This window comes from Pseudomonas sp. R3-18-08 (genome assembly GCF_003852065.1).
Lineage (GTDB): Bacteria > Pseudomonadota > Gammaproteobacteria > Pseudomonadales > Pseudomonadaceae > Aquipseudomonas.
Genome location: NZ_CP027729.1, coordinates 3,993,156 through 4,006,120, shown reverse-complemented (window position 1 = coordinate 4,006,120; position 12,965 = coordinate 3,993,156). Strand labels below are relative to the sequence as shown.

Below are 12,965 nucleotides of genomic sequence, written 5' to 3'. Positions count from 1 at the left end.
ACTTTCCCGTAAGCCGATTTCAGGCAGGAACCCCATGATGGACGCCTTCGAACTTCCCCGCACCCTGGTCCAGTCCCTCCAACGCCGTGCCGCGCAGACGCCGGACCAGATAGCCCTGCGCTTTCTGGCCGAGTCCGCCGAGCACAGCGTGGTGCTCAGCTACCGTGACCTGGACCAACGCGCCCGCACCATCGCCGCCGCCTTGCAAGCCGACGTCGCGATGGGCGAGCGCGCAGTGCTGTTGTTCCCCAGCGGCCCGGACTATGTCGCGGCGTTCTTCGGCTGCCTGTACGCCGGGGTAATCGCGGTACCGGCCTACCCGCCGGAATCCACCAGGCGGCATCACCAGGAGCGCTTGCTGTCGATCATCAGCGACGCCGAGCCGCGCCTGCTGCTGACCATCGCCAGCCTCGGCGAAAGCCTGGCGCAGATTGACCACGCACCACCGGTCTTGAGCGTAGACACCCTCGACGCACAGCTGGCCGATCACTGGGTTGCCCCCGAGTTGCAACCCGACGACATCGCCTTCCTGCAATACACTTCCGGCTCCACCGCGCTGCCCAAGGGCGTGCAAGTCAGCCACGGCAACCTGGTGGCTAACGAAGTGCTGATCCGTCGCGGCTTTGGCATCGACCTCAACCCGCACGATGTCATCGTCAGTTGGCTGCCGCTCTACCACGACATGGGCCTGATCGGCGGCCTGTTGCAGCCGATCTTCAGCGGCGTGCCGTGCGTGTTGATGTCGCCGGCCTACTTCCTGGCGCGGCCGTTGCGCTGGCTGGAAGCGATCAGCGAATACGGCGGCACCATCAGCGGCGGCCCGGATTTCGCCTACCGCCTGTGCAGCGAACGGGTCAGCGAGTCGGCCCTGGAACGCCTGGACCTGAGCCAGTGGCGCGTGGCCTATTCCGGTTCCGAACCGATCCGCCTGGACACCCTGGAACGTTTTGCCGACAAGTTCTCCGCCTGCGGTTTCACCTCAAGCAATTTCTTTGCTTCCTACGGGCTGGCCGAGGCGACCCTGTTCGTCGCGGGCGGCACCCGTGGCCAAGGCATCCCTGCGCTGCACGTCGATGAGCACGCGCTGGCCGCCAACCGCGCCGCGCCGGGGCAGGGCAGGGCCGTCATGAGTTGCGGCACCCCGCAGCCGGACCACGCCGTGCTGATCGCCGATCCCCACACGCTGAGCGAGTTGGCCGACAATTGCGTGGGCGAACTCTGGACGAGCGGCCCGAGCATCGCCCAGGGTTACTGGCGCAACCCTGAAGCCACCGCCAAGACATTCGTCCAGCACGCCGGCCGGACCTGGCTGCGCACCGGCGACCTGGGATTTATCCGTGACGGCGAGGTGTACATCACCGGGCGCTTGAAAGACCTGCTGATCGTGCGCGGGCACAACCTGTATCCACAGGACATCGAGCAAACCATCGAACGTGAGGTCGAGGTGGTGCGCAAAGGCCGGGTGGCGGCCTTTGCGGTGAATGATCAGGGCCTGGAAGGTATCGGCATCGCTGCGGAAATCAGCCGCAGCGTGCAGAAAATCCTGCCGCCCGAAGCGCTGATCAAGGCGATTCGCCAAGCGGTGGCCGAGGCTTACCAAGAGGCGCCTAGCGTGGTGGTGCTGCTCAACCCTGGCGCGCTGCCGAAAACCTCCAGCGGCAAAGTGCAACGGGCGGCGTGTGCGCTGCGCCATGCCGATGGCAGCCTCGACCGCTATGCGCAGTTCCCCGAGGTGCAAGCGCCGGCGAGTGAGGTCGCGCTGGCGTCGGCCCTGCAACAGCAGATTGCCGCGATCTGGTGTGAGCAGCTGCAAGTGGCCACGGTTGCCGCCGACGATCATTTTTTCCTGCTCGGCGGCAACTCCATCAGTGCCACCCAGGTGGTCGCGCGCCTGCGTGAAACCCTGGGCCTGGAGCTGAACCTGCGCCTGCTGTTCGAGGCGCCCACCCTGCAAGGCTTCGCCGCCAGCGTCGCGCAGGTGCAGCAGGCCGGCGGCGTTGCACAAGGCGCAATGGCTGCGCTGTCGCGCCAGCACGAGCTGCCGCAATCCCTGGCCCAGAACCGCTTGTGGATCACCTGGCAGCTGGACCCTGACAGCAGCGCCTACACCATCCCCGGCGCCCTGCGCCTGCGCGGCGCGTTGGATGAAGACGCGCTGCTCTCAAGCTTCCAGCACCTGGTTCAGCGCCACGAAGCCCTGCGCACGCGTTTCTATGAGCGTGACGGCGAAGGGTTCCAGCGCATCGAGTCCAGTGCGGTGTTCGACCTGCACACCATCGACCTCAGCGACCTGCCCGGCGCCGAGCGCGAAGCCCGTGCGCAGCAAATCCGTGAAGACCAGGCACGTACTTCGTTCGACCTGGAAAAAGGCCCGCTGCTGCGGGTGACCCTGGTGCGCCTGGATGAAGAAGACCACCAGTTGCTGGTCACCCTGCACCACATCATCGCCGATGGCTGGTCGCTGACTATTCTGATTGACGAGTTCTCCCGTCTCTACGCGGCCGCGTCCCAGGGCCAACTCCTGGAGCTGCCGCCACTGAGCCTGCAATACGCCGACTACGGCAGTTGGCAGCGCCAATGGCTGGCCGCAGGTGAAGGCCAGCGGCAACTGGCGTACTGGCAGGCAACGCTTGAGGGCGATCACCCGACGCTCGACCTGGCCACTGACCACCCGCGCTCGGCGCAGCGTCTGAACAGCGCCTCGCGCCATACCGTACGCCTGAGCGCCAAGCTCAGTGACGCGATTCGCCAGACCGCACAGGCCCATGAAGCCACCCCATTCATGCTGCTGCTGGCCGCGTTCCAGACGCTGTTGTATCGCTACAGCGGCCAGCGCGATATCCGCATCGGCGTGCCCAATGCCAATCGCTCACGCCAGGAAACCCAAGGGCTGGTCGGGTTCTTCATCAACACCCTGGTATTGCGTGCCGAGCTCGACGGGCGCCAGCCTTTCAACCAGCTGTTGGCCGCGACACGCCAGGCGGCAATGGACGCCCAGGCGCATCAGGACCTGCCGTTCGAACAACTCTTGGAGGCCTTCCCCCAGGCGCGGGAACAGGGCCTGTTCCAAGTCATGTTCAACCACCAGCAACGTGACCTCAGCGCCCTGCGCCGCCTGCCGGGGCTGCTCGCCGAGGAACTGCCGTGGCACAGCCGTGAAGCCAAGTTCGACCTGCAACTGCACAGCGAAGAAGACCGCACCGGGCGCTTGAGCCTGGCCTTTGACTACGCCGATGAGCTGTTCGAGACGGCAACCGTGCAGCGCCTGGCCGAGCATTACATCCACCTGCTGCAAGCGGTCTGCGAACAACCGCAGCAAGCTGTGGGCGAGCTGAAACTGACCGCAGAGGATGAGCAACAGGCGTGGAGCCAGGCACCCTGCGCGCCGGCCCGGCAGTGGTTGCCCGAGCTGCTCAACCAGCACACCTCGGATGCCACCGCGCTGGTCTGGCAAGCGGGCAGCCTGAGCTTCGCCCAGTTGCATACCCAGGCCAACCGGCTGGCGCATTACCTGCGCGACAAGGGCGTCGGCCCGGACGTCTGCGTGGGCATCGCCGCCGAGCGTTCGCCGCAGTTGCTGATCGGCCTGCTGGCGATCCTCAAGGCCGGCGGCGCCTATGTGCCGCTGGACCCGGATTACCCCACCGAGCGCCTGGCCTACATGCTCGAGGACAGCGGCGTGCACTTGCTGTTGACCCAAACCGCACTGCTGGAACAATTGCCGACGGTGGCAGGCGTGTGCGTGATTGCCATGGACAGCCTGCACCTGGACCGCTGGCCGACCCAGCCACCGGGCCTGCACTTGCACGGCGACAACCTCGCCTACGTGATCTACACCTCCGGCTCCACCGGCCAGCCCAAGGGCGTGGGCAATACCCATGCGGCGCTGGCCGAGCGCTTGCAGTGGATGCAGGCCACTTACACGTTGGACGCCAGCGACGTGCTGATGCAAAAGGCGCCGATCAGTTTCGACGTGTCGGTGTGGGAGTGCTTCTGGCCGCTGATCACAGGGTGCCGTCTGGTACTGGCCGGCCCTGGCGAGCACCGTGACCCTCATCGCATCGCGCAACTGGTGCAGGAACATGGCGTGACCACGCTGCACTTCGTGCCGCCGCTGTTGCAGTTGTTTATCGATGAACCGCTGGTGGCCGAATGCACCAGCCTGCGCCGGCTGTTCTCCGGCGGTGAAGCCTTGCCCGCGCAGTTGCGCAACCGCGTCCTGGCACGCCTGCCGGCGGTGGAACTGCACAACCGTTATGGCCCGACCGAAACCGCGATCAACGTCACCCATTGGCACTGCGCCGTGGAGGATGGCGAGCGCTCGCCGATAGGCCGGCCACTGGGCAATGTGATCTGCCGGGTGCTCGACGACCAGCTCAACCCGCTGCCGGCCGGTGTGCCGGGTGAACTGTGCATCGGCGGCATCGGCCTGGCGCGCGGTTACCTCGGTCGTGCAGGGCTCACCGCCGAACGCTTTGTCGCCGACCCGCTGGGCGCAGCCGGGGCGCGTCTGTATCGCACCGGTGACCGTGCGCGCTGGAGTGTCGACGGCGTGCTTGAATACCTCGGCCGTCTCGATCAGCAGGTCAAGCTGCGCGGCTTTCGGGTGGAACCGCAGGAAATCGAAGCGCGCCTGTTGGCGTTGGACGGCATCGCCCACGCCGTGGTGCAGGTGCGGGACGGCCAGTTGATCGGTTACTACACCGGCCCGGCCGAACTGGATGCACAGGCAGTGAAAGCCGCCCTGGCCGTTGACCTGCCCGAGTACATGGTGCCTGCCTACCTGATGCGCCTGGATGCGATGCCCTTGAGTCCCAGTGGCAAACTCGACCGCCGTGCACTGCCTGAACCGGTGTGGCAAACCCGCGAACACGTCGAACCGGAAACGCCGCTGCAGCAGCAAATTGCCGCGATCTGGCGCGAAGTGCTCGGCCTGCCACGGATCGGCCTGCGCGATGACTTTTTCGCGCTTGGCGGCCACTCGTTGCTGGCCACGCAAATCATCTCCCGCACCCGCCAGGCCTGTGACGTCGAACTGCCGTTGCGCACCTTGTTTGACGCCAGCGAGCTGGGCGACTTCGCCGCGCAAGTGGGCCTGATCCAAGCCTCGGGCCAACGCAACCAACAGACTGCAATCGCCAAGGTCGACCGCAGCCAACCCGTGCCGCTGTCCTATTCCCAGCAGCGCATGTGGTTCCTCTGGCAGATGGAACCGGACAGCCCGGCTTATAACGTTGGCGGCATGGCGCGCTTGCGCGGGGTGCTGGATGTGGGGCGTTTCGAGGCGGCGTTGCAGGCCTTGATCATGCGTCACGAAACCCTGCGTACCACCTTCCCGAGCGTCGATGGCGTGGCCTGTCAGAAAGTCTCGCCACAGACCGGCCTGCGCATGGACTGGCAGGACGTCTCGGCGCTGACTGAAACCGAGCGCCAGCAGCGCCTGCAACAACTGGCGGATCAGGAAGCGCATACGCCGTTCAACCTGGAAACCGGGCCGTTGCTTCGCGCTTGCCTGGTCAAGGCCGGTGAGCAGGAGCATTACCTGGTGCTGACCCTGCACCATATCGTCACCGAAGGCTGGGCCATGGACATCTTTGCCCGTGAACTCAGCGCGCTCTACGAAGCCTTTATCGACGAGCGCGACTCACCGCTGGCGCCGCTGCCGGTGCAATACCTGGACTACAGCGTGTGGCAGCGCCAGTGGTTGGAAGCGGGCGAGCGTCAACGCCAGCTGGATTACTGGACCGCGCAACTGGGCAGCGAACATCCGCTGCTGGAACTGCCTGGCGACCGCCCGCGCCCGGCGGTGCAGAGTCACCGGGGCGAGCTGTACCGCTTCGACCTGAGCGACGCGCTGGCCGCCCGTGTTCGCGCGTTCAACGCCGAGCATGGCCTGACCCTGTTCATGACCATGACCGCCACTCTGGCCGTATTGCTCTACCGCTACAGCGGCCAGACCGACCTGCGCATCGGCGCGCCGGTGGCCAATCGGATCCGCCCGGAAAGCGAAGGGCTGATCGGTGCGTTCCTCAATACCCAGGTGTTGCGCTGCCAACTCGATGGGCAGATGAGTGTCGCGCAGCTGTTCGAGCAGGTGCGTCACACCGTGATCGAAGGCCAGTCCCATCAGGACCTGCCGTTCGACCATCTGGTGGAGGCGCTGCAACCGCCGCGCAGCGCGGCGTATAACCCGCTGTTCCAAGTGATGTGCAACGTGCAGCGCTGGGAGTTCCAGCAACGCCGCCAACTGGCCGGCATGAGCGTCGAGTACCTGGCCAACGATGCCCGCGCCACCAAGTTCGACCTCAACCTGGAAGTCACCGACCTCGACCATCGCCTGGGCTGCTGCCTGACCTACAGCACCGATTTGTTCGATGAACCGCGCATTGCCCGCATGGCTGAGCATTGGCGCAACCTGCTGGAAGCGTTGATCGACGATCCGCAGCAACGCCTCAGCGAATTGCCCCTGCTCAGCGCCACCGAGCAGCGCGCAGTGCAGGACAGCCTCGGGGTGGAAGCCGGTGAGCATCGGCTCGACCAGTGCATTCACCCACTGTTCAGTGAGCAGGCGCGCAAGCGTGCCGATGCGCCGGCGCTGACCTTTGCCGGGGTGACGCTCACTTACGCCGAGCTTGACGCCCGCGCCAATCGCCTGGCCTGGATGCTGCGCGAGCGCGGCGTTGGCCCGCAGGTGCGCGTCGGCCTGGCGCTGCCGCGTTCGCTGGAAATGGTCATCGGCCTGCTGGCGATCCTCAAGGCCGGCGGCGCCTACGTGCCGCTGGACCCGGAATACCCGCTGGACCGCCTGCATTACATGATCGAAGACAGCGGCATCGGCCTGCTGCTCAGCGATGCGCCGATGTTCGAAGCCCTCGGCCCGTTGCCGGCGAGCGTCGCGACCTGGTGCCTGGAACACGACCTGCCGCTGCTGAGCAACTACCCGGCCGGCGAGCTGCCGATGATCAGCCTGGCGCAACACCCGGCGTACCTGATCTACACCTCAGGTTCCACCGGCAAGCCCAAAGGCGTGGTGGTGTGCCATGGCGAAATCGCCATGCATTGCCAGGCGGTGATCGAGCGTTTCGGCATGCGCCCGGACGACTGCGAACTGCACTTTTATTCGATCAACTTCGACGCCGCCACCGAGCGCTTGCTGGTGCCGTTGCTCAGTGGTGCTCAGGTGGTTTTGCGTGCCCAGGGCCAGTGGGATGCCGAGGAAATCTGCGCGCTGATCCGCACCCACCGCATCAGCATCCTCGGGTTTACGCCCAGCTACGGCAGCCAGTTGGCGCAATGGCTGGCCACGCAACAGCAGACCCTGCCGGTGCGCATGTGCATCACCGGCGGTGAAGCCTTGACCGGCGAACACCTGCAGCGCATTCGCAGCGCCTTCCAGCCACAGGTGTTCTTCAACGCCTATGGCCCGACCGAAACCGTGGTGATGCCACTGGCCTGCCTGGCGCCGGAGCAACTGGAAGAGGGCGCCGCCAGCGTGCCGATTGGCAGCATCATCGGCGCACGCGTGGCCTACATTCTCGACGCCGACCTGGCCCTGGTGCCGCAAGGCGCAAGCGGTGAGTTGTATGTCGGCGGGGCAGGCCTGGCCCAGGGGTATCACCAGCGTCCGGGGATGACGGCGGAGCGCTTTGTCGCCGACCCGTTCGCGGCGAATGGCGGGCGTCTGTACCGCACCGGCGACCTGGTGCGCCAACGTGCCGATGGGTTGGTGGAATACTTGGGGCGTATCGACCATCAAGTGAAGATTCGCGGGTTCCGCATTGAGTTGGGCGAGATTGAAACCCGCCTGTTGGAACATGACGCCGTGCGTGAAGCAGTGGTGCTGGCGATGGATTCGCCGAGTGGCAAACAGCTGGTGGCGTATCTGGTCAGCGACGCTGAGCACGGCGCGTTGCGTGACGCGGTGAAGGCCCGGCTCAAGGCGCAACTGCCGGACTACATGGTGCCCGCCCATGTGATGGTGCTCGACAGCATGCCGCTGACCGCCAACGGCAAGCTCGACCGGCGTGCCTTGCCCACGCCTGACCCCGAGGCGAATCGTCAACACTACGTGGCGCCACGCAACGCACTGGAGCAAAGCCTGGCAGCGATCTGGTGCGCGGTGTTGAACCTGCAGCAAGTCGGCCTGGACGATAACTTCTTTGAGCTGGGCGGCGATTCCATCCTGTCGATCCAGGTGGTCAGCCGTGCGCGGCAGGCGGGCATTCATTTCAGCCCGCGTGACCTGTTCCAGCACCAGACCGTGCAAAGCCTGGCCGCCGTTGCCACGCGCGCCGAGCAGGTCAGCGCCGAGCAAGGTGTACTCACCGGAGCCTCGGGTCTTACGCCGATCCAGCAGTGGTTCTTCGACACCGATATTCCGGCGCGTCAGCACTGGAACCAGGCGCTGCTGCTCAAGCCGCTGCAACTGCTCGACCCGCGCCGCCTGGAGCAGGCCCTGCTGGCGGTGCTGGAGCATCACGATGCGCTGCGCCTGAGCTTCACCCGCCGCGACGCCCAATGGCACGCCGAACACCTGGCCGTGCCCGAAGGCGGCGTACTGATGCAGGCGCAAGTGCGCGACATGGCCGACTGCACCGCGCTGTTCACCGACACCCAGCGCAGCCTCGACCTGGAACACGGCCCGCTGCTGCGTGCCTTGCTGGTGGACGGCTCCCAAGGCCAGCAGCGCCTGCTGATCGTCATTCATCACCTGGTGGTGGACGGCGTGTCATGGCGCGTGTTGCTCGAGGACCTGCAAAATGTTTATCGCCAACTGAGCGATGGCCAGTCCGTCAGCCTGCCGGCCAAGACCAGCGCGTTGCGCGAGTGGGCGGCGCGTTTGCAGGCCTATGCCCACAGCGAATCCCTGCGCGAAGAACTGAGCCTGTGGCAAGCGCAGTTGGCGGGCCCGGCGCTGGCGTTGCCGGTGGCTCGCCCGCAAGGTGCACGGCGCAACCGTGACGCGCAGACGGTCAGCGTGCGCCTGGATGCCGAACGCACCCGGCAATTGCTGCAACACGCACCAAGCGCCTATCGCACCCAGGTCAACGACCTGCTGCTGACCGCCCTGGCCCGCGTGCTGTGCCGCTGGAGCGGCCATGATTCGGCGCTGATCCAGCTGGAAGGCCACGGCCGTGAAAACCTGTTCGATGACATCGACCTGACCCGCAGCGTCGGCTGGTTCACCAGTGCTTATCCGCTGCGCCTGACCCCGCAAGCGCAACCGGGCGATTCGATCAAGGCCATCAAGGAGCAACTGCGCGGCGTGCCGCATAAAGGCCTGGGCTACGGCGTGCTGCGCTACCTGGCGGACGACCTGTGCAAAGGCGCCCTGGCGGCGCTGCCGAGCGCCGCGATCACCTTCAATTACCTCGGCCAGTTCGACCAGAGCTTCGGCGCCGATGCGCTGTTCCATCCGCTGGATGAATCCGCCGGGCTCGCGCACGATCCGGACGCACCGCTGCCCAACGAGCTGAGTGTCGACAGCCAGGTGTACGGCGGCGAACTGGTGCTGCGCTGGACCTTCAGCCGCGAACGCCACGATCAGCAGACGATCCGCGCACTGGCCGAGGCGTATCTGGCCGAGCTGCACAGCCTGATCGCCCATTGTCTCGAAGACGATGCTGGCGGCTTCACACCGTCCGACTTCCCGCTGGCCCAGCTGACCCAGGCGCAACTGGACAGCTTGCCAGTACCCGCCAGCGCCATCGAAGACGTCTACCCGCTGACCCCGATGCAGGAGGGTCTGCTGCTGCACACCCTGCTGGAACCGGGCACCGGCCTGTATTACATGCAGGACCGCTACCGCATCGACAGCGCCCTGGACCCCGAGCGTTTCGCCGAGGCGTGGCAACGGGTGATCGCCCGCCACGAAGCCTTGCGCGCCTCGTTCTGCTGGAACGTCGGCGAAGACATGCTGCAAGTGATCCACAAGCCGGGCAACACGCCGATCGAATACCTGGACTGGAGCGCCGATCCCGAGCACGAGCACGAACCGCGTCTGCAAGCCTTGCTCAAGGCCGAACGCGAAGCCGGTTTCGATCTGCTCAACCAGGCGCCGTTCCACCTGCGCCTGATCCGCGTGGGCGAGACGCGCTACTGGTTCATGATGAGCAATCACCACATCCTCATCGATGCCTGGTGCCGTTCGCTTTTGATGAATGATTTTTTCGAAATCTACAGGGCCCTGGGCGAAGGTCGCGATGCGCAACTGGCGACGCCGCCGCGTTACCGCGACTACATCGCCTGGCTGCAACGCCAGGACCTGGACGAAGCGCGCCAATGGTGGCAGCACAACCTGCAAGGGTTCGAGCGCACCACACCGATCCCGAGCGACCGGCCTTTCCTGCGCGAACACGCAGGCCACAGCGGCGGCATGGTGGTCGGCGATTGTCATACCCGCCTGGACGCCCGTGATGGCGCGCAATTACGCGAGCTGGCCCAGGCCCATCAATTGACGGTCAACACCTTCGCCCAGGCGGCCTGGGCCTTGGTACTGCGGCGCTTGAGCGGCGAGCGTGACGTGCTGTTCGGCGTCACCGTGGCCGGGCGTCCGGTGCAGATGCCCGAGATGCAACGCACCGTCGGCCTGTTCATCAACAGCATCGCCCTGCGGGTAAAACTGCCGGCAGACGACCAGCGTTGCAGCGTGCGCGACTGGCTGAGCGGCCTGCTCGACAGCAACATGCAATTGCGCGAGTACGAATATTTGCCCTTGGTAACGATTCAGGAACTCAGCGAACTGCCCAAGGGCCAGCCGCTGTTCGACAGCCTGTTCGTGTTCGAAAACGCCCCGGTGGAAAGCTCGGTGCTGAGCCACGCGCAAAGCCTGAAGGCTACCTCGGACTCCGGCCGCACCCACACCAACTTCCCGCTGACCGCCGTGTGCTACCCCGGCGATGATCTTGGCCTGCACCTGTCCTACGACCAGCGCTACTTCGATGAAAGCACCGTGCAAGGCATGCTCGGCGAGTTCAAGCGCCTGCTGCTGGCGCTGGTGCAGGGCTTCCATGGCGACATGGCCGAGCTGGCGCTGATTGGCGAGCAGGAACGTGAATTCCTGGTGCACGGCTGCAACCAGAGCGAACACGACTACCCGCTGCAGCGCAGCTATATCGAACTGTTCGAGGAGCAGGTGGCGCAGCATCCGCAGCGTATCGCCGCCAGCTGTCTAGACCGGCAATGGAGCTATGAAGAGTTGAACCGGCGCAGTAACGGCCTGGGGCATGCGCTGATGGCGGCGGGTGTCGGCCCGGACCAGCCAGTGGCGTTGCTGGCCGAGCGTAATCTGGAGCTGCTGGGCATGATCATCGGCAGCTTCAAGGCCGGTGCCGGCTACTTGCCGCTTGACCCGGGCCTGCCGAGCCAGCGCCTGAGCCGCATCATCGACCTGAGCCGCACGCCGTTGCTGGTGTGCAGCGAAGCCTGCCGGGAACAGGCCATCGAACTGCTCGAAGGCTTCGACTGCCAATTGCTGGTGTGGGAGGAAGTACCGGCTCGTGGCGAGAATCCCGGTGTCTATAGCGCTCCGGACAACCTCGCCTATGTGATCTATACCTCGGGTTCCACCGGCTTGCCCAAAGGCGTGATGGTCGAGCAGCGCGGCATGCTCAATAACCAGTTGAGCAAGGTGCCCTACCTGCAACTGAGCGAGACGGATGTAATCGCGCAGACGGCCTCGCAAAGTTTCGATATTTCCGTGTGGCAATTCCTCGCCGCGCCGCTGTTCGGCGCGCGGGTAGACATCGTGCCCAACACCCTTGCCCATGATCCCCAGGGCTTGCTGGCCCATGTCCAGGCACAGGGCATTACTGTGCTGGAAAGCGTGCCGTCACTGATCCAGGGCATGCTCGCCCAGGACGCTATCCGCCTCGACGGCCTGCGCTGGATGCTGCCGACCGGGGAAGCGATGCCGCCGGAGCTGGCGCACCAGTGGCTGTTGCGCTACCCGCACATCGGCCTGGTCAACGCATACGGCCCGGCGGAATGCTCGGACGATGTGGCGTTCTACCGTGTCGACCTGGCCTCGACACGGGGCAGCTATCTGCCGATTGGCATGCCCACCGACAACAACCGCTTGTACCTGTTGGACCGCGCACTGGAATTGGTGCCCCAAGGCGCCGTCGGTGAACTGTGCGTGGCCGGTATCGGGGTCGGTCGTGGTTACGTCAGCGAACCGCTGCGCACCGCACCAGTGTTTGTGCCGAACCCGTTCGGCGCACCGGGCGAGCGGCTGTACCGCACCGGCGATTTGGCACGGCGACGCAGTGACGGCGTATTGGAGTATGTCGGGCGGGTTGACCACCAGGTGAAGATTCGCGGCTACCGCATCGAACTGGGTGAAATCGAAGCGCGCCTGCACGAACAACCCGAGGTGCGTGATGCGGCGGTCGGTGTCCAGGAGGGCGTCAACGGCAAGCACCTGGTGGGCTACCTGGTGCCGGTTGATGAAACGCTCAGCCCAAGCGAACGCCTGGACCGTATCAAGCAACGCCTGCGCGCCGAACTGCCGGAATACATGGTGCCGCTGCACTGGCTGTGGCTCGAACGCCTGCCGCTCAACGCCAACGGCAAACTCGACCGCAAGGCGCTACCGGCCCTGGAGATCGGCCAGTTGCACAGCCAGGATTACCTGGCACCGCGCAATGAACTGGAAACCACCCTGGCCGCGATCTGGGCCGAAGTGCTCAAGGTCGAACGGGTAGGGGTGCAGGACAACTTCTTCGAGCTGGGCGGACACTCGCTGCTGGCGACACAGATCGCTTCACGGGTGCAGAAGACGCTGCAGCGGGATGTGCCGCTGCGGGCGATGTTCGAATGCAGCACGGTGGCAGAGCTGGCCGAGTATATCGAGGGGTTGGCGGGGAATGAGATCAGTGCCGAGAAGGTGGATCGGTTGAGTGATTTGATGGCGGAGTTGGAGGGGTTGTGAGGCGGCCGTTGGTCTGAAACGCCTAGGCTGTCCA

General features: G+C 65.3%; 1 protein-coding gene. It reads left to right on the top strand.

What is annotated here, in order from left to right; translation table 11 throughout:
* The first annotated feature begins 34 nt into the window (after positions 1-34).
* A complete protein-coding gene (locus tag C4J92_RS18240) occupies positions 35-12,931 on the top strand; it encodes a non-ribosomal peptide synthetase (protein ID WP_124404839.1) in 12,897 nt (4,298 codons plus the stop codon).
* The last annotated feature ends 34 nt before the right edge of the window (positions 12,932-12,965 follow it).